The organism is Paenibacillus sp. NRS-1781, assembly GCF_050467745.1.
Lineage (GTDB): Bacteria > Bacillota > Bacilli > Paenibacillales > Paenibacillaceae > Paenibacillus > Paenibacillus terrae_A.
Map to the genome: position 1 here is coordinate 128751 of NZ_JBITPI010000024.1, position 25771 is coordinate 154521.

The window sequence follows — 25771 nt, forward strand, 5'->3', positions numbered from 1 at the left end:
CGTTCACTATACGGTATAAGTGCAATTTCAGGTATCAAAGGAGTTCATCATGAAACGACTGCTATGGATTGGCAGCTTGTCTTATTTTTTAATTGGTCTGGCGCACGTGGTTGTAGGGTCTCTGCTGCCCGTGCTGCTGGAGCACTATGGCCGGACTTATACGGAGGGCGGAAGTCTGATCTTCGCCCAATTTTCCGGTTTTCTGGCTGGCGTCCTGCTGTTGCCATGGCTTGCAAGGCAATTCGGCAAACGCCGGACGCTGGTATTCGCCTTGCTATTACTGTGTGCAGCAGAAGGGCTCTACTCACTGCTGCCCCCATGGAGTTGGCTATATGCCGTCGGAGCCGTAGCTGGCTTTGGCTTCGGTATGGTGGAGGCGGTCATCGGCACCATCGTGATTAGCGGTATTACCGAAGGAACGGGCGCAGCTATGAGCCGCCTGGAAGTCTTCTTCGGGATCGGCGCGTTAGCAATGCCTGCGGTTGCCAGTCAGTTGATTGCCCTTGGCTGGTGGCGGTTAGCCTTCCCAGTCATCTCCGTCTTTGCAGCGGTGGCAGTCGTAGCCTGGCTACGGGGGTCCTTCGGCAAGCTGGATGCCGTATTGGACAAATATGAGCGTCGCGGGGAGAAAGGTACGCAGTCGGGTTCGGCCCCCCATTCTTCATCCACGAGAGCTTCTAAAGTGAAACCTGCGGGAAACTGGCTGCTGCTGGCACTGTTTATCATCTTTTTCTTTATCTATGTAGGGACAGAAATGAGCCTTGCCAATTTCCTGCCCTCCATGTTCATTGAGCGGCTGGGATTGACGCAAGCCGAGGCGGCGCTCAGTGTCACCTGCTTCTGGCTGGCGATGGCCGCCGGGCGGCTGTTCGCAGGCAACATTGCTGATCGTTATGGCTATGGTGTCTTTGTCGCCCTAAGCTCACTGGCAGCGACCGTGCTGCTGTGCGTGTTCCCGTTGATCAAGGGCACTGCTGTTACCTTTGTCCTTATTGCGCTCCTGGGGCTGGGCATGTCCGGCATATTTTCCATCGCACTTGTTTTCGCCAGCAAAATGATGCCAGGCACAGAAGAATCCACCACCAGCCTACTGATTGGTGCAGGTGGAGTTGGGGGTGCTCTGCTGCCCTTATGGCTTGGAAACAGCATGGATCGTGGCGGAGCAGTCGCTTCAGCCTGGTTGCTGGCAGGCTTCGCCTGCATCCTCTGCCTGCTTGGCGGCATTCTGTACGTCCTATACATGCGTAAAAAACGGCTTCAAACCGCTACATCCTAATATATGCCTCTTTCGGCGCATCGGCTGTTCCTTGGTATCATCCTAGGGAGCAGCCGATGCGCTATTGTACATACTGGACGAATGTAACTTGTACAAAGGCCTATTTTGAGCTAAAGATAGATCATTGCCTATGAAACACAGGACAGATATCCATGCCTCCCCTAGATGAATGGAGTAGTATACAACAAACCATATGGAGGTGTTTGTATTGGGTCGTCCCGAATTAAAACGAAAAAAAGGCCGTAAAAAAGACGTTTTTATCCGCTCTTGGTTTAGTAAAAAACGTCCGATGAGAAAATGCCCCTCGAAAAGAAAGTGCTTCTGCAAGGAAATCGTCGTCAGGAAGCAAATCGTCCGTGTAAATATACCTCAAAATGTTTTAGGTATAACAGGCGCAACTGGAGCTATAGGTGTAGCAGGTAACGTAGGTGCAGTGGGTGCTGCTGGAGCCGTCGGAACTGCGGGAAATGTGGGCGCTGCTGGAAATGTCGGGGCTGCCGGAAATGTGGGTACTGCGGGCACCGTTGGGGCTGCCGGGAATGTAGGCACAGCGGGGGCTGTGGGCACTGCGGGTGCGGTAGGACCAACAGGTCCCGTAGGTCCTGCGGGCGTTGCAGGGGCGGTCGGTCCAGCAGGTCCTGCGGGTGCTACAGGCGCAATTGGCTCCACTGGGGCAGCAGGCGCTACAGGCGCAATTGGCTCCACTGGGGCAGCAGGCGCTACAGGTACTACCGGAGCCACGGGAGCAGCAGGGGGATTGTCCCAGTTCGGTTATATTTACAACTTAGGAGCTCAAGTGGTGGCAGTAGAAGCTGATGTGCTTTTCGATACTAATGGTATACTTACGCCTGGAATTACACATGCTCCTGGCACCGCGCAGATTATAGTTACCGATGCGGGTAACTATGAAGTCACTTTATCCGTTTGGGGTGTAGAGCCTAGCCAATTCGGACTCTTTGTCAATGGCATCCTGGCAGCAGGAACCGTGCACGGTTCAGGGGCCGGCACGCAGCAAAACTCAGGGCAGGCCATCATCACTCTAGCGTCCGGTGATATTCTTACTCTTAGAAATCATACTTCTGCCGCCGCAGTAACTCTCCAAATTTTGGCTGGGGGTACACAAATCAACGTAAATGCTTCTGTGGTTATCAACAAATTAAGCTAGACATGGATACATCCGGTTTAACATATGGCTGACCTGCTCATCTGCTAATATCAAACACCAGCTTGTTTCCGCTTGGGTCATGGCAGAAAATCCATTCACTTCTCCATGGGTTGCATGGCCGTCAAGCTCTATGTGTTTTTAGCTTCCACAAAGATCCAACGTCAGGAAGCAGCAGTATAATTTCCTTAACCCCTGTCGCATGAGCGGGAGGATGGGGGTTACCTTCTCCATTCCAACATTGCCGCCGATATGGTGATGATACCCGCCTGTGGACACAAATAAACCGGTATCAAACTTTCCTTGTACTTCAACCCCCATGGTATTCACATAAAAACGTAACGAATCTTCGATATTCGTATGAGTCATATTTTTCCCCTGCTCCATATTATTCATAGTTTTCAATGTGTTTATCGCATACCAAAAAGGCTTACCCCAAATCGGGCTCGAATTGGCATAAACCTTGATTTAATAAGAGAGTATCATTCACTCCTATAGCTTAAAACGCCATAATAATTCCTTTGTCATTGGCATACATTGAACTGATTCCTCTGGTGGACACAATCAGAATATCCTTAAATTGATAGCGGTTCTTTAACGCATTCATTAGCTTCTCAGCAAGCCCAGGATTATTACAATGGGTAATCACAATGCTTTCCCCCTCCGTAGCCCGACCACTTTTTTCAATCGTATCTGCCAGCTTTTCAACGATTTGATTTTGACCACGCGCTTGGGTAAACAATGCGATATTTCCGTCGCCGTCTGAACCCAAAATGGGTCTGATATGCAGGAATGAAAGTATCTTTCCCGTAATTTTATTCATTCGTCCGTTCTTCACCAAATTGTCCAGGTTCTCTAGCACAAAATAGGTTTTCATCTTCGTGATAAAGCTTTCTAGTGAAGAAATAATCTCTCCTTTATGATACCCATCGTCGATCAGCTTGCGCAACTTTAGAGCTAACAATATTTGTCCAGCCGACGCACTTTTCGAATCGAATACATGAACATCAGCTCCTTCTTCCTCCGCCATATCCTTACCAACCAATGCACTTGAATAGGAACTGGACAGATTGCTGGATATTGTAATGGCAAAAGAAGTATGCTCACCTTGAAATGCTTCCTTATACAGCATAGGTGACGGTGAAGCCGATCCAATCTTGGTAGTACAGGCTTTCATTTCTTCCATAAACTGAGGTAAATCTAGCGTTTCATCATCTATAAAGCATTTTTCTCCCAAAGTCATGTGTAACGGGATCGTCGTGATTTTCATTTCTTCTCTAAGCGCTGTCGTTAAGTCACAGCAGCTATCTGCTATTATTTTATACTTCATCCTGTAACACCCTCACATTATGATATTTTCCCAGTAGAATCCGCATTCATAATACTTATGGAAAGCTCAATCAATCGTATAAATTCCTTGACATCGTCCTCGCCCAAACCCTCTACCAGTGCTTCAAAATAGCCTTCAATTCTCCCTTGTTTTTGTTTAATCAGGGATGTACCTTCTGATGTGAGCCTTACACACATTCGTCGTCTGTCATGCTCAGACATTTCCATGGTCACATAGCCTTTTTTTCTTAAGGCCGTAAGCGCTGCCGTAATTCTTGATCTAGATACATGCAGGTGGTCACTGAGTAAGGATGGATTAATTTCATCATCTTGATGCTGAACTAAAAATTGAAGCACATGGTTTTCCCCTTGGATAAGCTCCGTCAGGCTGCTGAATAATTCCATGTCATAAATCCGGTTAACGGATTCTCTCAAATCATCCCTTAATTCATAATCTTTCATAGTGAACCTCCGTAAAACGCATAATACATACAGTTAACTATTAATACTATGTACTATAATGAATTGCTGACGATAATAACAATGAATTATTTGTGAATTTTAACACATAGAGGAGTTACATTAGATGAAACCATTTACTCTTCGCCAATCCCAAAATTCCGATGTTGAAACCATTGCTCATTTACGGGCCATTGTACTGCGTAACGATTTAACCAGGTTAGGAAGATTTGATGAAGAAAAAGTTCGTCAACGCTTCCGTGATGCGTTCGACTCTGTACATACCTGGATCATCGAAGTAGATTCTTCTTTTGTTGGTTGCATAGCTTTTAAACCGACGTTAGACGGTTATTTATTGGAGCATTTTTATATTCATCCCAATTACCAAGGTAAAGGAGTCGGCAATCAAGTATTAAGTAATCTGCTTGAACAAAATGATGTAAAAGGAAAACGTGTAACCTTAAATGTCCTGCAAGGAAGCTCTGCCAGACGTCTTTATGAACGGTTTGGTTTTAAAGTTGAAAGCGAGGATCCTATTGACGTTTACATGTCCTTAATCGTAGAGGGACATTCAAAAACCGTCGAAGGATATTAGCATCTATAATATAAACTGAACTTAAAAGTTTCATGCATTGCCACTACGCATTCGGAGTCAGCTTATATAGAAGAAAAGGCCAACCAGTAAATGCTGGTTGACCTCATCATTTGAAGACTGCCGTACATTTCTTAACGGTAAGAACAGCCTTTCAATGTGATAATATAGTTTCGTTATAACACCGATTTGACGGTGTCTTGGACCTGCTTCAACAGACCTTTATAGCCATCTTCATCAAGGTAGCCGATACTTCCAAGCAGCAAGTGACCGACGGATTCAATTCCAACAAAATCAAAAATCCCTGTATCCGAAGTGATTTTCAATCCTGCTGTCATCCCGATTCCATCGTAAATTTCATTCGGTGTACCGTGAGTATTCACAATAAAACCCTTTTTACCTGTAAGAAGCTTATTAATTCCTTCCGGACCAGACGTATATGCAAAACCGTATGCAAATACACGATCAACGTAACCTTTCAGGATCGCAGGAAGACCTGTCCACCAAATCGGAGAAATAAAGGTGATCGTATCAGACTGCGAAATGTATTCCTGCTCTACTTTGATATCGGTAGGAGTTTGCCCGGCTCTCATAGCGGCAGTATCCTCAGGTTTTAATACAGGTTGAAAATCGAGGGCATATAGATCGCGTACAACGACTTCATCGCCTTTTTCCTTCAAAGCATTTACGACTGTTTCCAGTATTGCGTGGTTAAGGCTTCTTTCAGCGTTAGGGTGAGCATAAACGATAAGATGTTTCATTTTAATTACCTCCAGATGTTTTTATGTTATTTTGACTTTCATATAGATATCTATGCATTAATTTAAAAAAATTTATAATCTGTTTTTTACATGTTCCAGCAGATATTCCAGTTGTTCTTTTTCTTCGTCTTTGAGACCACCATAAATGGTTTCTTTTAATCTAATGGAGATCGCCTCAAATACAGGCTCCAGCTCTCTCCCCTTATCGGTCAGATAAATCAGGGTTACTCTGCTATCCTCCCTCTCTTTTTTTCTTTCGACATACCCCAGCTTCACTAGCTTGTCGATCAGAACCGTGACTGTGGGCTGCTGACGAGAAATTTTCTGCGTCAATTCCTTAATAGAAAGCCCGTCCTTTTGATAGAGGAACATTAATATTCCACCATGGGTAGGAACAATCCCTTCAACTCCTTTTGATTCGAGCTCAGTCACAATCCATTTATTGATCGAGTCTCTGATCGTTCCTATCAGTGCAGCTGCGTTATTTTTTAACATACAAGCATTATTGCATAGACATCTATATATATCAAGTATTTTTGTCAGATGTATTTTCGGAGTATGTGATCAATAGAGTTGATGCTGAGGAGCGTTTGACCGAAGAGAGCATTCAGAAGCTTATTTTTTCATTATGTGACTATCACGACTCTATTAACAAATGCCTCCATAAATACAATTCAGTGAAACCGATCCTGAAAGAGCAGTGCCGTTAATATACAATGGGGTTGTCTTATCTCTAGTCACTCAGATTTCTTAAAAGAAAAAGTAAATAAAAAGGGCCGTTCCCAGTGTTGTTCGATGATTTCCTGGGACAGCCCTTATCATATTTAACACAATAATAGCAGTTTTTATTTAAAGAATTTTCTTAAACATCTTGATGACTTGTTCTTTGGTAGGTATGAACGGATTGCCCGGAGCGCAAGCATCCTTCATGGAGTTTTCGGCAAGCAGATCCAAATCCACTTCATTTACACCCAGTTCAGAAAGTTTGGAAGGAATCCCTACTTCCTTCGACAGGTCCTTGATTCTTAGAATGACATAATCTGCGCATTCCTTATCCGTTTTCCCCTTGTCTTCAAAACCGATCACCTTAGCGATGGCACGAAACTTCTCTGGTACATGCTTCGCGTTCTCCTCCTCCACAATAGGCAGCAGCATGGCATTGCAAACACCATGAGGCAAATCGTATACGCCCCCAAGCTGATGCGCCATGGCATGAACGTAGCCCAATCCAGCATTATTAAACGCAAGTCCTCCCAAGAAAATGGCGAAAACCATTTGCTCACGTGCTTCTATATCATGACCGTTTCTCACCGTACGGGCCAAATGATTAAATATAATCTCTACTGCTGCCAACGCCGTCGCATTTGTAACAGGGTAAGAGCCTGGAGTAACCAAAGCTTCAATAGCATGAGTCAAAGCGTCTATTCCTGTAGCTGCCGTTAACGCCGCGGGTTTGTCTACCATCAGTTCAGGGTCGTTTACCGAAATAGTAGCTAAGCTATTCTTGTCAACCAAAACCATTTTGACCTTGCGCTCTTCGTCCGTAATGACATAATTGATCGTGATCTCAGCGGATGTTCCTGCCGTCGTATTAATAGCGACAATAGGCAGCGATTTATGCTTGGATTTATGAACGCCCTCATACTCGGTTATATGTCCCCCATTGGTAGCAATAATGCCGATTCCCTTAGCCGTATCCTGTGGTGATCCTCCACCAATGGAAATTAAAAAGTCACATCCGTTATCTTGTAGAAATTGAACGCCATCATGCACATTTTTACAGGTCGGATTGGGTTTGACCTCATCATATACCACATAGTCCAACCCAATCTCGTCCAACACGGATGTGACCTTGCCTGCAATACCGCTTTTCATCAAAAACTTATCCGTCACAACCAGTGCTTTGTTTAAATTCAGTTCTTTTATATAGGGTCCAACTTCATGCAAACAACCTTTTCCCATTAGATTGATAGACGGTACAAAAAATACATGTGCGCTCATAAACATCGGCCTCCTAAAGGATTCACTTCTTCATGCCTCGCTAAATACGGAACCATTCTTTAAAGTGAAATGTTTCACATATAATTTTATCTTTATTTAATTTTGATGTCAACAACGAAACACAGAATTAATTTGGTTTTATTTTTGTTTTTTTGGTTTATCAAAGAAAACTTATTGATATAACCGTTTTGTCGTGTCATGACGCTAAGTTCAATTTCAGCTAAATTCAGCAACCTCCATGTTTCGGTGTATAGTGAACCTCCAAATGCTTTGCTAAACGACGAGCTGAGGCGTACATCCACCCGGCGCTCTGGTTTCGCAGGTTTCATCGGAATGGGGCCTTGGGCTTCAATAAAATACTCACGTTTGAAGTAAGCGAATACTCAACTAAATAAAAGGACTCCAACCGGCTATATACCGTCAGAGTCCTTCTTTACATCCACTCTAAATTCAATCTGATTCCTCATAAATTAACTTCCGTTAATCTTAAACGATTCAGGTGAAAACTTTACTACGGGGCCTCCATATAGTCCAAAGGGTCATTTGTGTTCTTCATTCATTCGATTGTTTAGAACAAGTAAAAGTTTTTTAATCTCAATCAGTTCGCCTTCGATCCGATGAAGGTGGCTTTGCATATCGTCAATCTCTTGTTCGGCTTTGTAGTTGATCGCGAAGTCAATGATCGATTCATGCTTATCCCTTGCAGCTTGGCGGTTCTGACTCATCATAATGACTGGAGCCTGGAATGCTGCGATAAAGGACAAACACAAGTTCAACAAGATAAATGGAGGTTCATCGAAATGAAAGCGAGTAAACGGCAAGCTGTTCAAGAGTATCCAAATGGTCAGACAGATAGCGAAATAAGTAATAAATCTCCAGCTACCGCCGAATGATGCAATCCGATCCGCAAGACGATCTTGCCAGCTTGTCGTTCTTTGGTACGCTTCATCTAAATGAGAAAGAATGCTATTTTCGTAACTATCGACTAGCCGATCAATACGACGAGTATTTTCCTGATTCAATTCAATATCAAAGCCTTGAATATGAGCAGCACTTTTATTTTGCTGCTTTTTTTGAAAAAAATTCATTTTTGACATGTCGACTGCCTCCTTGTTTTAAGGCAGTCAGGCCCAATACTACCCCGTAGGAGAGGAGTTGCAACCATACTCAATTACGGTATCTAGTTTTAACCCGACTGCCAATAGACTCACTGGTTCTGGATCCGGTTCAGTCGAACTTCGACTACTCATAGAATGGTTCCCCCCCCTCTCCCATATCGTATTGTTGGCTCCATATTTTACTGATCTCACAGGAACCATGTCACTGCCAATACCTAACACATTGAAATAAAAACGCCCCTCAGCTCAACTGAAGGGGCGTCGTTCTGCATGCAAGAAAAGGCATGCAAATATCCGATTCCCCCAAGTCGAGCTTTAGCACTATACGACGTAAAAGAACCAAAGTTCTTTAGCCACATTAAGAAGAGCCTTAATCCGGCAATTCCTGTTATACCCATTGGCATCTTTCGATGTTTCCGGGCAGTGGCTTATGTTCGTATAGGAGCCTCACCTAACGAGGACATCCAAATTTCCCTAGCAAGCATACTGCTGTCCAAATGTGCTGTCAACCCAAATATATTCACTATATTTTACATATGTTTGCACCTGGTGACAACGACGCTGGCACTCCCCCTTATAATGCAAAATAAAAAGTCGCTGTGCCGCAGGTACGGCAAACAGCTAGTCTACAAACTCCACCATATCCTCACTCAACGGCTTTACTACATATACTCTTACCTGGCTTAATGCTGCTGCAAATAGTTCGATATCCGACTTTAACACTTTATATGTATGATTCATGCTTATCACCTCAGTAATTCATATTGAAACAAGGATATCGACACATAAGGATAAAATATGACAAACAAAGACAATAAAAATATTCTTCTTCACTACCAAAGAACTATGTACAAGTATATGCCACATGTATAACATTAAATACAAATACTAGAAAGGTGGTAACAATTTAATGAAAAAAGTATCTTTACTAGCATCAGCACTGTTTATCTCATCTGTAGCTTTCGCAGCGCCTTCTTTTGCCGATCAGGTCACAAGTGACACTTATAGTTCATTTCAAGACTCTAGTAGAAGTATAGAGTCAGTTACACCTTTTGCTAATGTTGAATATGTTGTTACTGTAAACACAGCCAATCTTAAAGATGCTGGAACCGATTCAAATATTTCTATAACTCTGTATGGTTCTAATGGAGATTATACTACCGCTACACTCAATGGAAGCTTTGAACAAGGGGATTCTGATACAACAAGAATCAGCACCAGCAACCTTGGTGACATCAGAAAAATTACGATTAGAACTGATGGATCTGGATATAAACCTGGTTGGAAAATCGCTAATATTAAAATAACTGGAAACGCGAAAACTTTCTCATTTGCAGGCCCTAACCGCTGGCTTGGTGATGGCGGTTCCGCAGATTCCGAAACACTTTTCCCATCCTAATAACAAATTCTTAGTCCAGAATCCACTAACTTAAATATAATTTATAGAAACGTTTGTCCATTGTTTGCTCCCTTTCCAAGCTTATAGGAGCATCGTTATGGTCGACAATAATATAAAGCAAACTAAGGAAAAATATCAAAAAGCCCTACCAACCAATTAGGTTAGTAGAGCTTTTTTTATTTCTCTCGTTTTGACAATGCAAAATTAATTATTTCCCCTGTTATAAGTCCAGCCAAAAAAATATAAACCATCATAGCATTCAACTTATACCCCAGTGCATAAAAAACTCCTAGACACACTGCATAGCCTAGCAAAATACTTGCATCACGTTTTAATAATTTTTTCACGGAGTGCATCCAATAGGGTATGGCTGTGAACTAAAGAACTTCGCAGAGTCAGCCGTACCAATTACTTTATTTCGCGAAGCATCTTGATAGAACACCGTATGGTTAGCGTAGGGGATAGCTTCGCATTTCCTAGGATATGTATATTGATAAATGGTGTAGTAAGCTTGGGTATTCAAACTTGCTCCAGCACCTATAATTACAAGAATGGTTGATACAGGAGCTTTAGTAACCGTTGATATTATCCCTGTTGCAAAAACGATCCCTACGTTCACCCAATCATAGGAGTAATCAAACTTGCCTACAAAGGTTCCTCCTGAAGGAACAGCATTTAACGAAAAATCTGAACGACTCTCTTTAACATTAAAGTTCTCCTGTTTTACACCGTCAATCAGCAAAGTTTGATCTTTTGTGAAATACTCAATTTTAGTTGTTTTTCCATTCTCAACAACAGTTGTTATTCTATGAGTGTCATCATTAAAGTTTGTTGTTACAGTGGCCTCTCCACGATCAGTCTGAATAACTTCTGTTTGAACTAAGTTTACCTCTGGCTTAGTGACTTGTTCAGCATTACTCACCGAAGGCAAAACAGTCGCGCAGAGTAATACTGCTGCTAATAAAGGGACGAATACTTTCTTGAAAAATTTCATAAAAATGTTTCCTCCTATATAATTATTCCAAACATTTATAAATTTTATAATTTTATCAGCAAGAAGTAAGGGGAATTTTGTCGAACATTAAATTACAATAAAAAATTCAACCTCATTTTAGAAAAAGTATTTAATTAACAATTAATTTAATCTTCGGGCCTATGTATATGATATCAGCACCTGCGCCACCTTCAGCACACATTGCCGTTGGAGGATACCCGAAAAAAATGACAAGCACACACTACAAAAACTCTACCGGTTACATACCGATAGAGCCTTTTATAACGAAACAATAATCGGGCATTACCGTGACATTGCTTTAAAAATTAAACCCAACAGGCTTTAGTGATGATAACCAACAGAATAAAGAGCACCAAAATTGCTGCTGGCGATGTGAAAGCACCAAAACAGTTTTCCCTACGCTCTTCCCTACGCTCAGCTCCTCCAACACATCCACTCACATGAACTCCTCCTTTTTTTAAGATACTGTATACCGTATGTGTCATTCAATAAATTTGACAAGGCTAAACGGAAATTACTTCAATTAAAAAATTCTGTTAACCTCAGGTATCTGTAACAGTTTGTCAGGTGGAACTAATATTCGCTCCATAAGTCCACGCTTACTATAAAGCAGTATATACACGATGTTATCAGAAGTTTGAAATGACGTATATCCGTATTTCATCCTGATATCTCTTTTATATCGCTCCATGTGATTGCTTGAATAAACCATTTTCCCCATGCCGAAAGTACCTTTTTACTGTGATTAAATAAGCAGAAAACCCCTGCCGCAAGTGGCAAGGGTCGGATATAATTATGTAGTTTATGTGGGTTGTGATCTAGTTAGAGTTTACACAAACTCATGTTATTAATTAGTTTGTGTAAGTCTATTAGGCGAATCATAGCACTTTATACTATCTCCGAAAAGTGTGATTTTGTTTTATCAAGTCCAAGCAACAATAGAGCAATATAGTTGCGATGACTGAAGGGTACGATGCCACCTCGGTGGATGAAATTGCCCGCGAAAGCGGGATGGTGAAGGCTTCCTTTTATAAATACTTTCAAAGTAAAGAAGAGTTGCTGCTGGGGACAATCGTCCTGATTGAAAAACTTCTTGATGCAGATATTAAAGAACTTTATTTGAAGCACCAGCTACCTTCCCGTGAAAAGTTGAGACAACTGAATTTGATTGCGCTGGGCCGGATTTATAAGAATAAAGTTCATTTGCTGGTATACTCCGTCCCTTTAATCGGTTCCAAGGAAGAAAAAATCGCACAAGCTATTGACCGTGTTGAACATCATTTATCTAACGTGATGGTTGATTTCTTAATTGATGCTTATGGAGAGTCCATACATGACTATGCGTACGATATTGGGTTTGTCGTCAAAAGCATTATTATCAATTCCTTCCGAATGAGCGATTCAGAGCTGTCCTGGACGGAACATCAAACACTGGCTGAATTTATCGTCAGCATTACGGATATGCTGGCACAAAGTATGCTGAGCCCTGATGTTCAACATCAAATCATGTGGGGCCGCGATTCCGGATTCCATGAAGATTCTGATCAAATCTGGACCAAAGGAAGACAAATCGCCCATGTGCTTCAACATATGGAAGCAGTCTTGAAACAAATCGAATTAGATGAAGCAATCCAGAAAGAACATATGCAAATACTAAGCAGGCTACAGGGGGAGCTTTCGGAACAAAACGTGGAAACTGCCCACGTTAAAGCACTCCTCCTTTTTTTAGAGCAGCTACCCGAGTTACAGGAAGACTGTACCAAGCTGAAAGCTATTTTAGAAATGTAAAGGGTTCCGTTCAGCTTAAGATAAAGAGGTCCACGATGGTCAGATACTACTACCATGATGGACCTCTTTTTTCTGTTGCACATCCTTCTTCTACGCTCACCGTAATGGCGAATATCCAAGCCGATTCAGCTCCTCCGCAATGACGCGATAGCCGCGACTGTTCGGATGCACTCGATCCAGCGAGAGCAGCTCCCGTTCGTTGCCCTCAAACGCAGGGTAAATGTTCGCCACACGGTAATTGGGACCGCCCAGCGTAGCGAGAAATGAGTTATATTGGCGCACATATATCCCCGCCTCCCGCACGCCCGGCAAAGGATTATACAACCCCACCATTCGAATGATAAATGGCTCATGCTGACCGGATTTTATCTGATACAGGGCATGTACGATTTGACGTACATGTTCTTTTGTGCGATTCAACGCTTGCGGAATGGCTGACGCAGACGAGCCGGAGCCTCCAGCAAGAGTGCTGACATACGGACGTAGATCATTCCCGCCGATCGTCACCGTTATGAGATCAGCCCGGATCAGCCCCGACCGAAAGAGCGGATTGTTGCGGATCAAAGACAGCAGTTCCTGCGATGTCAGTCCGTTGATTCCCAAATTCTCGTAACTGACTGGAGTACGAAGACGTGCTTCCGCCATTCGTCGATAGATAGGCACAAATCCGCCAGTCAGCAGCGTCCCAGCACCTGTCGTTAATGAATCTCCTATAGCCGTGTAGTGGTACCCCATTGGAACCCAACTCCCCCGCTAATTCCTTTGCAACCAAAGGCACATCAACTTTTACATGAGAATGATGTCAATTCCAGACATATCATATCTTATGTAAAAAAAGAGACTCAGGACCCGGAGATTCGCTTATTCTTCGTCCATTTCATATACACAATGAAATTGCCCATCCTCGGACAAGTCCTCCGATCCGTATACGGCAAAGCCCACGTTGCGAAAAAAGTCTGCCCCTTCCGCATCCGTGTCCACAGTAAGCCGTTTCGGATTACGCTCCTGTATGAGCGTAATCAGCATACCTCTGGCATATCCTCTATAACGGTTTTCAGGCAATACGGCCAGATGCCGGATTACGATGGTTTCATCCTCCTGCTCCTCAAATCCGACAATACCTACAATAAGTCCTTCATCTTCTACACCGAATAGCTTCCAGTCATCCGAGGTTTGATAGGTACGTAAAGCTGCCTCTCCGCGCTCAGGGTGATCCAGCACGGCGTAGGTTAGCAGCTCCAGAACCTCCTCACGATCTGAATCTGTTTTTATATTTTTAAACATCGTTCGTCGTCTCTCCTTATATCCTGAAATGGGGATTACACTCTAGTTCTCCAACATAAGCAACGGCCAGTTATCCAGCCACTGCTTCTCAAATACACGCTGACGAAAGGCCGTCGTATGGCGGAACAATGGACTTTGGCGTACCCGCATATCCAGTAGATCATTTAATCCATGCGGACAAACGACCTCCATTTGATCCTCGTCATTCAATCTAATCGCTACTGCCGTAGCCGTCTCTGGCCAGCGGCTCATCGCATCCTCTACCGAAGCATAAGGAGCTGTCCCGTTGCGAAGATGCATCCGCGCCTGATTTTTGACAGACCAGTTGCGTCCCGCCTGCTTGCGGTTCAAGGACAGCTCAAGGTGCTCGTCCCGTTCCTCCAGCGTATTTTTCGGGTCAAAATAAATAACATCTATATCATTCAAAGGTGTAGGAGTTGTATAACCATGCAGCTGGTCCCATACCCGATTACGTACATAGCCTGCGGCAATACAGCCTTGCGGCAGCCTCAGCTCTCGCACATAACGCAAGTCTTCCAGCACCTGAGGATCATTCATATATTGTATGATTCGTAGCACATCTTCTTCCGACTTCATCCTGCACTCAGCTCCCTTTTTTATGATGACAGTTACTGCACGGGCTCCCCTCCTTGAACTGCAACCCGGGCTGTACGCTGCTCCAGACGGCGGCGTGCGACCAGCAGGAACGGAATGCCAAGCACGACCGACAGCGCAACCGGAACAAAAACGGCAAGCGGCGCTGTTTGACCATAGGTATCCAGCAGCCAGCCACCAAACAAAGGAGCAAGCACGCTACCCAAATTATTAAAGCCAATCGCACCGAAATAGGTCCCTTTATATTGAGCATCTGCAATTTGGTCAATCAATACGTCCAGCATCGTGAACAACAGCACTTCGCCCACTGTAAACAGCACCATATTCAGTATAAACAACCAGCCCGAATTTAACATACCGCACAGCAATAGGCTGACCGCAATACATATATTTCCGACAATCAAGGAATTCACCGGGGAAAAACGGCTTGCCAGCCGTACCAGCGGATATTGAAAAGCCAATACACACACCGCGTTGACTGTAAGCATATATGTAAACCACCGGGTTCCTTCCTCGAAGGATAAGGACAAGAATTGAGGCATCGTGGAATTGGAATGAGCATAACCCATGACGCAAAATACCGTCCCCAGCAAAATCGGCATAAACACCGGATCACGGCTGGCTGTACGGAACGCCTCACCCATCCGTAGTGGAGCCTCTCCCGCCGTTGTCCCTGTACGCAGATCCGATGCATACCGAGCAAATTGGATCAACAGCAACACCCCGTACAGCGCATACACACCAGCCGCTACCATAAACGGTGTACCTGAGGATGCCGATCCTAACATCAAACCAAGCAACGGCCCTGCCACTACACCTACATTAATCGCCGCATATCTCATATTGTAGATAAGCAATCTTTTTTCCTTGGGGGTTACATCGGATAACAGTGCCCGCGAGGTCGGCTCGAACAAGGATCTGCACAGTCCATTCAGAGCATTGATGACGAAAAAGGCCCAGGCCGCTTCAGCCAACGCAAAAGCCACGAATACAAGCGCCCAACTGGCGATGGACACCAGCATCACTTTACGCCGTCCGATCCGATCGGAAATGTAGCCGCCATAAAAGCTGGAAAAAATGCCAACTAATGAACTGACCGATACGATCATCCCTGTATGGAAAGGGGATACCCCCAATCGGGTAGTCAAATAAATAGACAAAAACGGGATACTCATGGATGTCGCCATCCGACCAAATATGGTACCCGCAATAATCGTCCAGGCCAGTGGGTGAATCGAACGAAGCTGTTCCTTCATATCTGTTATCTATGTCTCCTTCTCTGCCCTGTCTCCAGAAAAAAACTTGCACACAGCGCTTCCATCTGTGTGCAAGTCTAACAGGAATAATTCCAACGATTACTGATGGTGCCTATTCGTCAATTATACCTGATTTCCACCTCTACATTAACCCGTTGCCCAAAATTACGACAAAAAAATAAAATACCGGGAAACCAGTATTTTATCTAAAAGCATATTTAGTGCGTATATTCGCAGCTTATTAGTCGTTACTTTTCTGTCCCTCAGCCGTTAGCCCCAGCTTTTTTAGCAGATGAATGACCTGTTCTTTCTCTTCCACAGATAATCCGTCCACTGTCTCCATAATGACACGATGATGCTGTGGAAATATTTGTTCAAAAAAATGACGTCCCTCGTCAGTCAGTTCAGCATAAATCACACGCCGATCATCCTGTGATGCACGCCGGGTAAGCAGCTTTTTTTTCTGAAGTTTATCTACGACATACGTAATATTTCCGCTGGAGATCAGCACCTTTTCACCAATTTTCTGCAAGGGCTGCGGTCCTCGATAATACAACAGATCGAGCACACCAAATTCCGTTGTGTTCAATCCATGACTATGAATATCCCGATTCGTGCGGGATGTGACCGAATTATAGGCTCGAGCCAGCACAACAAACAAGTTCAGCGCCAAGTCCTGATCATCTGGTTTTACAGACATATTAACAGCCTCCGTTACTCATATCTTTATTCGAAGATATCTTAATTGCAAACTTTTGTCAAGCTCAACCGTTTTATACCTTTGTTCATAAGGTCTATGATGAGAAAATGACAGTCTAATATGTAAAAAAGCCCGTCTCCAATCGGTACCAGAAGCACCGTTCGTGAGAGCAGGGCTTTCATCATTCAATCCCAAACCTCTTTCGTAGAAGCTCGTAAACAACTCGGCCGATAAGCATGCCCAGTACATTCAGGATCACATCATCCACGTCCATCGTGCCTGCACCAAGCAGCATTTGGGACACTTCAAGAATGACCAGCGCGACCACCACTGTCAGCAGCAAGCTACCAAATCTGCGTAAGGATACCCAAATGACAGGCAGAAGGATGCCAAACGGGACGAATATAACAATATTACCGAGCAAATTGACACCCCACACCCGGAAAGGAAGCGACTGCGCCGCCCTCAGATATCGCCCGATCGTATCCAGCGGAACTATATTATACGAATATGGAGGACCCGGTCGTAAGGTACGTCCAAAACCAAGAAACATCCAGTATAATAACAGTCCCGTATATACAATGAATGCTACGAAGGCGACAGTACGAAGCAGACGGACGCTAGACATTACTTGTTACGAACATCAATCTGTCCATTGGCCCGTGCGATGATAACCTGGTCCGCCATGTTAATGAACAGTCCGTTATCAACCACACCCGGAATTTGATTCAATCGGATTTCCAGCTCTTGCGGGTTCTCAATGGTTCCGTAATGACAATCGACAATATAATTGCCGTTATCCGTAAGGAAACGCTCACCGTCCTTCATGCGCCATTTAGCCTGGCAGCCTGTCTGCTGTATTGCCTCCAACGTCCATACACTGGCAAAAGGTACGACTTCGACCGGTAATGGAAATGCACCTAGCACCTTCACATCCTTGGACTCGTCCACAATAATGATCAGCCTGTTACTGTTGCTTTCCACGATTTTCTCTCTCAGTAAAGCTCCGCCTCCGCCCTTCACCAGAACAAGCTGCTCATTCACCTCGTCCGCTCCGTCAATGGTTACGTCGAGTCGTCCAATCTGATCAAATGGAACGATGGGAATTCCCAGTTCTCTGGCCTGATCCTCCGAGGCTTGGGAAGTAGCTACAGCCTCTATATGTAAGCCTTGCGCCACACGCTCACCTATTTTTTGAATGGCCCAATAAGCTGTCGAGCCTGTGCCGAGTCCTACTTTCATGCCGTCCTGAATGGCTTCAACTGCTTTTTCAGCTGCTTTTTGCTTCAAATTCATTGTCATCTCTCCCGCTGTATAGGCTAGTATGGATCATCATTTATTTTATATGAAAACGTTTTATAAAGACACTGTCAGGTTCTTACCGTAACAAAGACTATTTTCATCCTCTTCATATTCACCAAATCGTTCAATAGGCTCATATCCCTGCTTCGTATAAAGCGCAATGGCTTCAGGTTGAGGAGCCCCTGTCTCCAGCTTGATTCTTACAGTGCCTCGTTTCCGGGCCTCACCTTCCAGAAAAGCTAACAGACTGACGGCAATGCCTTGCCTGCGATAAGAAGAATCGACATAAAATCGTTTAAGCTCCATCTCTTCCACATCTATAGGCCTAAGTCCACCGCAAGCGACCGGTTTTTCATCCAAATACACAACAGCGAAAATCATTTCTTTAACTTTCGGATTGGAAAAATCAACCAAGTAAATTTCATCAGCAGGATACCTTTCCAGCAAATCCTCATCCAGCCTTTGAATCAATTCATGTAGATCTGCATGATCGCTTTTAACCTTTACAATTGTAAGCTTGGACATTCTTTTCATCCCTCTCCCTATGTCGTGTTGCTATATTGGCTCATTTTGCAAGGAATCCGCAAAAACCGCGGCAAATCAAGCATCTGTAACACCAAATATGAAAAATGTCCCAAATAGACAAGTGCATTTGACTCTATTATAAAGTATGATGGTTTCTATTGGATACCTACTTGAAGCCTGAAATGAATTCGAATTTCAAGTTGAAGTATAAAATGGAATATACTGAAATATACACAGGAATTACCCGGTAAAAATTAAATTTTTATTGGGCAAGGTATTCATTTCAAGGGCTTGTTGTACGACATATATATAGGGATACATACTCATCCAAAAAGGACTAAAGACCTATCAACAAAAACTCAAGGGGTCTATTTCCTTAATTACTATGTTTGTAAGGGGGACTAAATTATCTCATTCGATAAGCGGTTCAACACCATATACAAAAATTACAACCAGGGAGTGGAACATTTTGAAAAAGTGGAGTAGCTTATCTTTCTTCACCAAGAACTTATTATTATCTTTCTTCAACATCGTATTGATCGGGCTAGTCCTCATCGTGTCCAGCTATTTGATCCAACGTACGATTTTGATAGACCAGCTACATGGGCAAGTGGAAAAAATCACATTAAAGTGGGCTGAGGGAATTAATGTAAATGAAGTAACCCAAGCCGTTCAGGAAAAAAGTTATGATGGTCCCGTTCAGGCCAAACTCCGCGCTTATCTGGATAACATTACAGCAACGAACCCGAATATCTCTCAAGCTTATATTTTCGGAACCGAACTGGAAGACGGTGACAAGACATCTATTGTAGCGATGCCTACCGCTCTGAGAGAAGCATTCGAAAAAGATAAATTGGGTGTCGGCGGTATGTATAAACAACCTTCTGTAGTTGCGGAAGGCGTAAGCCACATGCTGGATACCGGAAAACCAACGTTTACCAGCTTCTATGATGACAGCTTTGGTACGTGGACAACCTTGACGTACCCGCTTAAAGATTCAAGTGGCAAAATCTTTGCATATTTTGCTGTCGATGCTGATGCAGGCGCTGTACCTGCCGGGTTGACCAAGCTGCTGATCAGCGGTGCTACCATTCTGGCTATCTTCCTGCTCATCTGCTTGGCGCTCCAATATTGGGTCGTGAAGCGTACGCTGTCCCCTATTAAACAACTGATGTTCGGTATCAGTGAAGTAAGCCGTGGAAATCTGGACGTTCAGATTCAAGCAGGGCAAGACGATCTGGGCGTTGTGAATAGAAACTTCAACGATATGGTAAGCCATATTAACAGCATTATGACCAAAGTGAAGCTGACAACTGATGAAGTGAATGAATCGGCGAAGGAATTACTCGCAATCTGCGAACAAAACGGAATCAATTCGAACATCATCAATCAGAACATCAATGAAATTACGGGAAATATCCGTTCACAGGAAAAGGCAACGGGCGATAGCGCACGTGCCATGGCTGAAATGGCCTCGGTTATCCAAAATATTGCCGCCAGTTCCGCCACAGTTGCAGAGGAAGCCAATTCGGTAGAGAAGCGTTCTAATGAAGGCAACGAAATCATGGGCAAGGTTTCTTCACAAATGCATTTGATTACCGATACAGTTACAAATACATCCCGTATTATCAAGTTACTGAACGACCGCTCACAGGAAATTGGTAATATCATCGGTACGATTTCAGGCATTTCCAGCCAAACGAACCTGCTTGCCCTGAATGCTTCAATTGAAGCAGCGCGTGTCGGTGAGGAAGGTAAAGGCTTTGCCGTGGTTGCCAGCGAAGTACGCAAGCTGGCAGAACAAACAGCGGATGCAACGAAACAAATCACGCCACTGATTGAAGAGATTCAAAGTGAAATCGGTCAGGCTGTGAAGTCGATGGAACAAGGTAACGTTGAGGCACAGAGCGGAATTGTCGTAGCCGGACAAGCAGGAGAGCTGTTCAATAACATTCTTCAAGCAACCAAAACGGTGGCATGGCAAATTCAAGAAGTATCCAGCGCTACCGAGGAAATATCCGCCGGTACGCAGGAAATGACGGCGACAGCAGATGAACTTTCTTCCACCGTAAGCAAGACAGCCAACAATAGTGTTCACATTGTGCAAACAGTGGAGGAACAAAAAGCTTCTCTGGATTCGATCATTGAATCGTCCCATAAGCTGTCTTCCATGTCGGAAGAGCTTCAGGAGATTACTTCTTACTTCAAAATTGCAGACCCTAACCGCACCAAATCATAATTTTCATAAGTAAGTCGTTCGGTAGTGCCTCCCTCCTATTCATGCATTTGAAGGGATGAGAGGCATTTACTGACTTTAGCATTCATATTACGACATCATATGTTCAGGAGGTTAGCGTAATGACTTCATTGCTACAAAACGGTACACAAACAGCGCCATCCCCATTCCTGGTTCCTTTGAATTTTGCACGTCTCCAACGCAAGTATACATACTCTGCTTATCAGGTAGAGTTAGAACCATTCATTTCGAAGCTTTTGCATCAGCAAACGTCGGCGGAAGAACAACATGCTTTGCTTCTGTCCGTGTATGCAGCATGGTTGTATCGTCTGTCCGCAGAAGAAGAAGTCTCCTGCTCTACTTTAGTGCCTCAATCTGGTGTACTCACGGCCTCGCTGACGATGGAAAAGAATACTACTTTCCATGAGCTGGCAGGCTTGTTTAAGGACATGCTCTATAAACCACATGCTTATCTGGCAGACCCGCAGGCTGATACCTCGTTCTCGGCAAATTTGCTGGCGGATGAAGGCGCAGAGCCTCGTATCATGGATTGGGCTGTCATCGAGAGCAACGGCACTTACCAAATCCAGATTCGGTATGATGATTCACTTCTTCTGGAAACAACGGTTGTCCGGTATGCAGAATACTTCGAATTACTCCTACGTGGCGCACTCACCAACAGCCATGCCCTTGTCAATTCGATTGACATCTTATCCGAAGCAGATCGGGCTGCTCATGAAGCCTTAAATAATACAGTTGTGAAGTATCCTGAGCATCAGACCATTCATGGAATGTTCGAGGAAGCCGCTTCGCAGTATCCTGATCGTCCGGCCATCGCTTCCCACGCCGGGGAATATACGTACCGCGAGCTTAATGAACGTGCCAATCAAGTCGCACGTGTGCTGTTGTCCAAAGGTCTTGCTAAGGGCGAATTCGTGACCATCTTCATGGAGCGAAGCCTGGAAACCGTCATTTCCCTGCTTGGTATTCTGAAAGCTGGGGGCGTATATGTACCTGTCGATCCAGCCCATCCAGCCGATCGGAGTAGCTACATCGTCGAAGACACGCGTTCTCCCTTCGTCCTTACCACTTCCGCGCTCGCTGGGCAAGCCGCTGAACTATGCGGCTCCATTGAGACGGTAAAAGAAATTCTGGCCATTAACGGGCCTCTGGCAGGCTATGCTGCCAGCAATCCTAACGTCAACGTAGGACCAGATGATCTCGCTTATGTGATCTATACATCCGGCTCGACAGGCAAGCCGAAAGGGGCCCTGATCGCTCACCGTGGCGTCGTTAACCTGGGGGCTGTCGTACAACGTGATTGCGACATTACACCTCAGGATGTCTTGACTCAATTCGCCACCTATAGTTTTGATGCATCCGTTTGGGATACGATTGGAGCCTTGTTCTACGGTGCCAAGCTGTACCTGCTGTCCTCCGAAGAACGCGTGTCTGTTGAAGAATTCGCAGAAGCCATTGCACGTACAGGCACGACGATCATCACTATCTTGCCAACCGTATTCTTTAATCAGCTGTCCACGTATTTGTCAGACGAGGGCTACCGTAAATTGGCTAAGGTACGTATTGTCACCGTGGCAGGCGAGGCGCTGTACGGCTCACAGGTTCGGGCGTTCCAAAGCAAATTCGGTACAGATACAGACATCGTTAACGTGTATGGACCGACCGAGTGCACTGTAGCGACCACGACCCACCGGGTTCGTGGTGCTGTGCCTGAGCACGTCGTCAACATCCCGATCGGCAAGCCGATCTACAACTACAAAGTCTATATCGTCAACGATGACAACAAGCTATGCCCGATTAACATTCCGGGAGAAGTATGCATTGCTACGCCGGCACTGGCTCATGGCTACCTCCATCAGCCGGAACGGACAGCACAATCGTTTGTGGACAACCCACTTGTTCCGGGTGAAAAAATGTACCGCTCAGGCGATATCGCCAAGCTGCTGCCAGACGGTACGATTGAATACGTAAGCCGGAAGGATTCACAGCTCAAAATCCGGGGCAACCGGATCGAAATCGGAGAGATTGAAGATCATTTCTCCAAGCATCCAGGCGTTCAGGACGTGTCTGTCGTAGCCGTCAAGGATCACACGGATCAAAATATGCTGGTCGGCTATTACACCACTTCGGATGGACAATCTATTCCGCAAGACGTGATTCAGTCTTATATTGCGGGCAAGCTGCCTTCCTATTTTGTACCGAGCCATGTCGTTCATCTGGAAGCTATGCCAATTTCACCGACTGGCAAGATTGATCGCAAGAAGCTGACCCTGCTTCCGCTTCCCGAGGCGCCGGACAGCGCCTACGGCGGGGAACCTCTTCGAGAAGGAACAGAAACGCTCATTGCTGAAGCATGGACACAGGTACTTGGCAAAACCAACATCGGCGCAACGGATGACTTCTTCCTGATCGGTGGCGATTCCCTTCGTGTCATTCATGTGCTGGCTATTTTAAAGCCACGTTATGGCGCGTTACGCATTGGAGACTTTTTCCGCTACAAAACCGTTCGCGAGCTTGCTGAATACGTGGAGCAACTGGGTACGGAACAAATGCCGCAACGCAAAGCACTAGCGATTCCACAAGAAAAAACAGACCTGAATGAGCATCCTATCGAGCTGTCAGGCACTGCGGGTGTAGCCGAATTACGCGACATGAATGTTGTTTTATTGACCGGGGCTACAGGTTATCTCGGTTCGCACATTCTGTACGACCTGCTTCAACGGACAGCAGCCAAAGTGTACGCGATGGTACGCCCATCTCAGGACGGACCATCTGGCATCGAGCGTATTCAGGCTGTACTGACAGGATATTTTGGGCAAGATATCTCTGCCCTGTTCCAAGGACGGGTCAAAGCTGTGTACGGTGATCTGGAGCAGGCAGACCTTGGCCTCTCTACCGTTGACCGCCATATGCTGGAGCATCAAATAGACGGCATTATTCACAGCGCCGCTGACGTTCGCCATTTTGGTGATTCGACTGCCTTTGACCGTACGAATGTAACCGGAACACTGGAGCTGTTGAAAATTGCTCAGGCCAAGCCAGGTGTATCCTTCCATCATGTCTCTACTATGGGCATACCGGAGGATCTGGCGAATGAAGGACAATGGGAATCTGCATTGGAACTGTCCTCCTTCCCGGACGAGCTACAGGTGGACAATCTGTATACAAACAGTAAGCTCGCTGCGGAAAAGCTGTTGTTCCAAGCGGCTCAGTCAGGCACGCCTGTCTCTATCTACCGTGCAGGTAATTTGACGGCCCATTCGGCTAACGGACGCTTCCAGCGCAATATCGACAGCAACGCTTACTATCGGATGATGAAAGCCATGCTGCTGCTGGGCAAAGCGCCACAGGCTGATTGGCATACGGACTTTACGCCGATTGACTATGCGAGCCGCGCCATTGTAGAGCTGTCTGTGCATCAAAAAAGCGCGAACCGTATTTTCCATATCTGCAATCCGAATCCGCTGCCATATGATGAGTTGATCGCTATGATCAACCAGCTTGGATATGCAGTAGATACGATGCCGTTTGACGATTATAGCGCTTGGCTGCTGAACCCCTCTTCCGGTATTCAGGAGGACGCGTTGCATCTTGCTATGGGTCAGCTGGAAGGTGATGGAGCCAAGGATTCCGCTTACCGATATGGCTGCCCTGTGACCGCCGCGCTACTGGAGCAGGCTGACGTGAAGTGCCCGCCAACCGATTTGGAATTTATTCGAAATATGATTCAGCATGCGGTTGAGATCGGTTATTTCCCTATCGCGTCATCGGTATCCGCAAAAGCAACACAGAGGTAACAAAGTTGTGATATTTTCCCCGCGTGTATTAGGTATGATAAACTAGATTTTGCTAGTTGATATGAGGTTTACATATCTATACTTTTAGAATTTTCTGCATGCGGGGGATGTCATTCATATGAAACACGTCATATTCAAAAGAACAATGCTTATTATGAGCATGTTAGCTATTTTAGGGATTTTAGTGTACGAAGCACGTACCATCTATCATACACCCCTTGTTAAAGGAACTCACCGTACACGCACAGCAAATGCAGATCGGCTGGTACGACACCTGTTCTCTTTAACACCCACGCCGGATAAAGTATATTACCAGAACAAGGTTATTGTCCTGATGTATCATGAAGTAACCAAAACTCCACCGGATTCCGGTGCTCTCAAGCTCAGCAATTTTACGAAGCAGCTGGATGAAATGAAAGCCAACGGCTTTCACTGGATTACGATGAAAGAATATACGGACTTTATTTTATATAAAGCCAAGGTGCCCGATAATGCTGTACTTATGACCTTCGACGACGGCTATGAATCTTTTTATACAGACACCTTTCCCGTGTTGAAAAAGTACCGTGTACCTGCAACCAATTTTCTCATCACATCCACGATCAGTAATCCCAAGCACATCGGTATTAAGAAGCTGACGTGGGAGCAAATCCGGCACATGCATGCCGAAGGTGTTGATTTCTACAATCACACCAATGATCAGCACGCGTATGGATACACAAATGTAGCACGCACCAAGGAAAAACCGCTTCTCATGGGCCCGGTATATTCGAAAAAGCTGGGGCGTATGGAAACCGAGGACGAATTCAAGCAACGGGTTTACAATGATTTGGACACCGCCGACAAGAAGCTGATCAAGCAGCTTCACAATGATCGCAACGTCCTGGCTTTTCCTTATGGAGGATATACCAAGGAAACGCTGGAAATTTGCCGCGCCTTGGGCATTGACGTTACCTTCACGGTGAAGCGTGGCATTAACTCACCTGGACAAACGAATGGCTATCGCGTTAATGCAGGTGGGATACACAATATTCCGGAAGTATTGGTGCAATACATGAAGGAAGGCGCTCCGGAACGACCGTTGCCGTTTGCCCAAGGTCCTAACAAAGCGTCCTAAACTTTGGAATAAAAAAGA

Annotated in this window: 25 protein-coding genes and 1 riboswitch; of the genes, 8 read left to right on the top strand and 17 right to left on the bottom strand. The window is 44.9% G+C overall.

The window, feature by feature from the left end; translation table 11 throughout:
- The first annotated feature begins 49 nt into the window (after nucleotides 1–49).
- Entirely contained in the window at nucleotides 50–1276 is a 1227-nt protein-coding gene (locus ACIFO6_RS09695; protein ID WP_430040340.1) for an MFS transporter, read from the top strand.
- A 406-nt stretch (nucleotides 1277–1682) separates the two neighbouring features.
- Complete coding sequence (locus ACIFO6_RS09700) at nucleotides 1683–2441, top strand: collagen-like protein (protein WP_430040617.1); 759 nt, start codon at nucleotides 1683–1685, stop codon at nucleotides 2439–2441.
- Between the two features lie 138 nt (nucleotides 2442–2579).
- Here the strand turns inward: ACIFO6_RS09700 and ACIFO6_RS09705 are convergent, their stop codons facing one another.
- The 3 genes from ACIFO6_RS09705 to ACIFO6_RS09715 all read right to left on the bottom strand — a co-directional run bounded on the left by ACIFO6_RS09705 (nucleotide 2580) and on the right by ACIFO6_RS09715 (nucleotide 4229).
- A complete protein-coding gene (locus tag ACIFO6_RS09705) occupies nucleotides 2580–2807 on the bottom strand; it encodes a hypothetical protein (RefSeq protein WP_430040342.1) in 228 nt (75 codons plus the stop codon).
- 130 nt (nucleotides 2808–2937) lie between these two features.
- A complete protein-coding gene (locus tag ACIFO6_RS09710; RefSeq protein WP_430040343.1) occupies nucleotides 2938–3768 on the bottom strand; it encodes a DegV family protein in 831 nt (276 codons plus the stop codon).
- A gap of 17 nt (nucleotides 3769–3785) precedes the next feature.
- Complete coding sequence (locus ACIFO6_RS09715) at nucleotides 3786–4229, bottom strand: MarR family winged helix-turn-helix transcriptional regulator (protein WP_430040345.1); 444 nt, start codon at nucleotides 4227–4229, stop codon at nucleotides 3786–3788.
- A 124-nt stretch (nucleotides 4230–4353) separates the two neighbouring features.
- Between ACIFO6_RS09715 and ACIFO6_RS09720 the strand changes: the two genes are divergently transcribed.
- The gene (locus ACIFO6_RS09720; protein WP_430040347.1) at nucleotides 4354–4821 is read left to right on the top strand and encodes a GNAT family N-acetyltransferase; all 468 of its coding nucleotides are present in this window, start codon (nucleotides 4354–4356) and stop codon (nucleotides 4819–4821) included.
- 173 nt (nucleotides 4822–4994) lie between these two features.
- Here the strand turns inward: ACIFO6_RS09720 and ACIFO6_RS09725 are convergent, their stop codons facing one another.
- From ACIFO6_RS09725 to ACIFO6_RS09740, 4 genes are all read right to left on the bottom strand, one after another.
- Entirely contained in the window at nucleotides 4995–5579 is a 585-nt protein-coding gene (locus tag ACIFO6_RS09725) for an NAD(P)H-dependent oxidoreductase (RefSeq protein WP_430040349.1), read from the bottom strand.
- 72 nt (nucleotides 5580–5651) lie between these two features.
- Nucleotides 5652–6074, bottom strand: coding sequence for a MarR family winged helix-turn-helix transcriptional regulator (locus ACIFO6_RS09730; protein WP_430040351.1), 423 nt, complete (start codon nucleotides 6072–6074; stop codon nucleotides 5652–5654).
- Between the two features lie 354 nt (nucleotides 6075–6428).
- Nucleotides 6429–7580 carry an iron-containing alcohol dehydrogenase gene (locus tag ACIFO6_RS09735; protein WP_430040353.1) on the bottom strand — a complete coding sequence of 384 codons (1152 nt, stop codon included), beginning with the start codon at nucleotides 7578–7580 and terminating at the stop codon, nucleotides 6429–6431.
- Between the two features lie 539 nt (nucleotides 7581–8119).
- A complete protein-coding gene (locus tag ACIFO6_RS09740) occupies nucleotides 8120–8677 on the bottom strand; it encodes a DUF1003 domain-containing protein (protein WP_430040355.1) in 558 nt (185 codons plus the stop codon).
- A gap of 314 nt (nucleotides 8678–8991) precedes the next feature.
- A riboswitch (M-box (ykoK) riboswitch) is annotated at nucleotides 8992–9164 on the bottom strand.
- Between the two features lie 444 nt (nucleotides 9165–9608).
- Here ACIFO6_RS09740 and ACIFO6_RS09745 point away from each other — a divergent pair.
- Entirely contained in the window at nucleotides 9609–10097 is a 489-nt protein-coding gene (locus ACIFO6_RS09745; RefSeq protein ID WP_430040357.1) for a PLAT/LH2 domain-containing protein, read from the top strand.
- A 176-nt stretch (nucleotides 10098–10273) separates the two neighbouring features.
- On the opposite strand, the gene ACIFO6_RS09750 is transcribed toward ACIFO6_RS09745, so the two are convergent.
- Together ACIFO6_RS09750 and ACIFO6_RS09755 are read right to left on the bottom strand one after the other, a co-directional pair.
- Nucleotides 10274–10444, bottom strand: coding sequence for a hypothetical protein (locus ACIFO6_RS09750; protein ID WP_430040359.1), 171 nt, complete (start codon nucleotides 10442–10444; stop codon nucleotides 10274–10276).
- Nucleotides 10441–11091: a hypothetical protein gene (locus ACIFO6_RS09755; protein WP_430040361.1), complete on the bottom strand. Its 651-nt coding sequence runs from the start codon at nucleotides 11089–11091 to the stop codon at nucleotides 10441–10443. Before ACIFO6_RS09755 ends, ACIFO6_RS09750 begins: the two co-directional genes overlap by 4 nt.
- A gap of 978 nt (nucleotides 11092–12069) precedes the next feature.
- On the opposite strand from ACIFO6_RS09755, the gene ACIFO6_RS09760 reads away from it, so the two are divergent.
- On the top strand, nucleotides 12070–12900 hold the full coding sequence (locus ACIFO6_RS09760) for a TetR/AcrR family transcriptional regulator (protein ID WP_430040363.1): 831 nt from the start codon (nucleotides 12070–12072) through the stop codon (nucleotides 12898–12900).
- A 96-nt stretch (nucleotides 12901–12996) separates the two neighbouring features.
- On the opposite strand, the gene ACIFO6_RS09765 is transcribed toward ACIFO6_RS09760, so the two are convergent.
- From ACIFO6_RS09765 to ACIFO6_RS09800, 8 genes are all read right to left on the bottom strand, one after another.
- The gene (locus ACIFO6_RS09765; RefSeq protein WP_430040365.1) at nucleotides 12997–13635 is read right to left on the bottom strand and encodes a GDSL-type esterase/lipase family protein; all 639 of its coding nucleotides are present in this window, start codon (nucleotides 13633–13635) and stop codon (nucleotides 12997–12999) included.
- Nucleotides 13636–13761: 126 nt separating this feature from the next.
- Nucleotides 13762–14184 (bottom strand): GNAT family N-acetyltransferase, encoded by a 423-nt coding sequence (locus ACIFO6_RS09770; RefSeq protein WP_430040367.1) that lies wholly within the window; start codon nucleotides 14182–14184, stop codon nucleotides 13762–13764.
- Nucleotides 14185–14226: 42 nt separating this feature from the next.
- A complete protein-coding gene (locus ACIFO6_RS09775; RefSeq protein ID WP_430040369.1) occupies nucleotides 14227–14781 on the bottom strand; it encodes a nucleotidyltransferase family protein in 555 nt (184 codons plus the stop codon).
- A gap of 32 nt (nucleotides 14782–14813) precedes the next feature.
- Nucleotides 14814–16055, bottom strand: a complete 1242-nt coding sequence (locus ACIFO6_RS09780; protein ID WP_430040371.1) for an MDR family MFS transporter — start codon at nucleotides 16053–16055, stop codon at nucleotides 14814–14816.
- Between the two features lie 241 nt (nucleotides 16056–16296).
- Entirely contained in the window at nucleotides 16297–16755 is a 459-nt protein-coding gene (locus tag ACIFO6_RS09785; protein WP_044648507.1) for a MarR family winged helix-turn-helix transcriptional regulator, read from the bottom strand.
- 181 nt (nucleotides 16756–16936) lie between these two features.
- A complete protein-coding gene (locus tag ACIFO6_RS09790) occupies nucleotides 16937–17383 on the bottom strand; it encodes a VanZ family protein (protein ID WP_430040374.1) in 447 nt (148 codons plus the stop codon).
- Entirely contained in the window at nucleotides 17383–18051 is a 669-nt protein-coding gene (gene rpiA, locus ACIFO6_RS09795; protein ID WP_430040376.1) for a ribose-5-phosphate isomerase RpiA, read from the bottom strand. Before rpiA ends, ACIFO6_RS09790 begins: the two co-directional genes overlap by 1 nt.
- A 60-nt stretch (nucleotides 18052–18111) precedes the next feature.
- Nucleotides 18112–18582: a GNAT family N-acetyltransferase gene (locus tag ACIFO6_RS09800; RefSeq protein ID WP_430040378.1), complete on the bottom strand. Its 471-nt coding sequence runs from the start codon at nucleotides 18580–18582 to the stop codon at nucleotides 18112–18114.
- A gap of 469 nt (nucleotides 18583–19051) precedes the next feature.
- On the opposite strand from ACIFO6_RS09800, the gene ACIFO6_RS09805 reads away from it, so the two are divergent.
- From ACIFO6_RS09805 to ACIFO6_RS09815, 3 genes are all read left to right on the top strand, one after another.
- Nucleotides 19052–20821, top strand: a complete 1770-nt coding sequence (locus ACIFO6_RS09805; RefSeq protein WP_430040380.1) for a methyl-accepting chemotaxis protein — start codon at nucleotides 19052–19054, stop codon at nucleotides 20819–20821.
- A 119-nt stretch (nucleotides 20822–20940) separates the two neighbouring features.
- Nucleotides 20941–24636, top strand: coding sequence for an amino acid adenylation domain-containing protein (locus tag ACIFO6_RS09810; protein WP_430040382.1), 3696 nt, complete (start codon nucleotides 20941–20943; stop codon nucleotides 24634–24636).
- 118 nt (nucleotides 24637–24754) lie between these two features.
- On the top strand, nucleotides 24755–25753 hold the full coding sequence (locus tag ACIFO6_RS09815) for a polysaccharide deacetylase family protein (protein WP_430040384.1): 999 nt from the start codon (nucleotides 24755–24757) through the stop codon (nucleotides 25751–25753).
- Nucleotides 25754–25771: the final 18 nt, after the last annotated feature.

Coding starts and splice junctions, on each gene's coding strand:
- ACIFO6_RS09715 (WP_430040345.1), bottom strand. CDS start 4,229: ATGAAAGATTATGAATTAAGGGATGATTTGAGAGAATCCGTTAACCGG.
- ACIFO6_RS09785 (WP_044648507.1), bottom strand. CDS start 16,755: ATGTCTGTAAAACCAGATGATCAGGACTTGGCGCTGAACTTGTTTGTT.
- ACIFO6_RS09720 (WP_430040347.1), top strand. CDS start 4,354: ATGAAACCATTTACTCTTCGCCAATCCCAAAATTCCGATGTTGAAACC.
- ACIFO6_RS09730 (WP_430040351.1), bottom strand. CDS start 6,074: ATGTTAAAAAATAACGCAGCTGCACTGATAGGAACGATCAGAGACTCG.
- ACIFO6_RS09790 (WP_430040374.1), bottom strand. CDS start 17,383: ATGTCTAGCGTCCGTCTGCTTCGTACTGTCGCCTTCGTAGCATTCATT.
- ACIFO6_RS09710 (WP_430040343.1), bottom strand. CDS start 3,768: ATGAAGTATAAAATAATAGCAGATAGCTGCTGTGACTTAACGACAGCG.
- ACIFO6_RS09745 (WP_430040357.1), top strand. CDS start 9,609: ATGAAAAAAGTATCTTTACTAGCATCAGCACTGTTTATCTCATCTGTA.
- ACIFO6_RS09775 (WP_430040369.1), bottom strand. CDS start 14,781: ATGAAGTCGGAAGAAGATGTGCTACGAATCATACAATATATGAATGAT.
- ACIFO6_RS09810 (WP_430040382.1), top strand. CDS start 20,941: ATGACTTCATTGCTACAAAACGGTACACAAACAGCGCCATCCCCATTC.
- ACIFO6_RS09780 (WP_430040371.1), bottom strand. CDS start 16,055: ATGAAGGAACAGCTTCGTTCGATTCACCCACTGGCCTGGACGATTATT.
- ACIFO6_RS09815 (WP_430040384.1), top strand. CDS start 24,755: ATGAAACACGTCATATTCAAAAGAACAATGCTTATTATGAGCATGTTA.
- ACIFO6_RS09760 (WP_430040363.1), top strand. CDS start 12,070: ATGACTGAAGGGTACGATGCCACCTCGGTGGATGAAATTGCCCGCGAA.
- ACIFO6_RS09735 (WP_430040353.1), bottom strand. CDS start 7,580: ATGAGCGCACATGTATTTTTTGTACCGTCTATCAATCTAATGGGAAAA.
- ACIFO6_RS09770 (WP_430040367.1), bottom strand. CDS start 14,184: ATGTTTAAAAATATAAAAACAGATTCAGATCGTGAGGAGGTTCTGGAG.
- ACIFO6_RS09705 (WP_430040342.1), bottom strand. CDS start 2,807: ATGACTCATACGAATATCGAAGATTCGTTACGTTTTTATGTGAATACC.
- ACIFO6_RS09755 (WP_430040361.1), bottom strand. CDS start 11,091: ATGAAATTTTTCAAGAAAGTATTCGTCCCTTTATTAGCAGCAGTATTA.
- rpiA (WP_430040376.1), bottom strand. CDS start 18,051: ATGAATTTGAAGCAAAAAGCAGCTGAAAAAGCAGTTGAAGCCATTCAG.
- ACIFO6_RS09740 (WP_430040355.1), bottom strand. CDS start 8,677: ATGTCAAAAATGAATTTTTTTCAAAAAAAGCAGCAAAATAAAAGTGCT.
- ACIFO6_RS09800 (WP_430040378.1), bottom strand. CDS start 18,582: ATGTCCAAGCTTACAATTGTAAAGGTTAAAAGCGATCATGCAGATCTA.
- ACIFO6_RS09765 (WP_430040365.1), bottom strand. CDS start 13,635: ATGGGGTACCACTACACGGCTATAGGAGATTCATTAACGACAGGTGCT.
- ACIFO6_RS09695 (WP_430040340.1), top strand. CDS start 50: ATGAAACGACTGCTATGGATTGGCAGCTTGTCTTATTTTTTAATTGGT.
- ACIFO6_RS09725 (WP_430040349.1), bottom strand. CDS start 5,579: ATGAAACATCTTATCGTTTATGCTCACCCTAACGCTGAAAGAAGCCTT.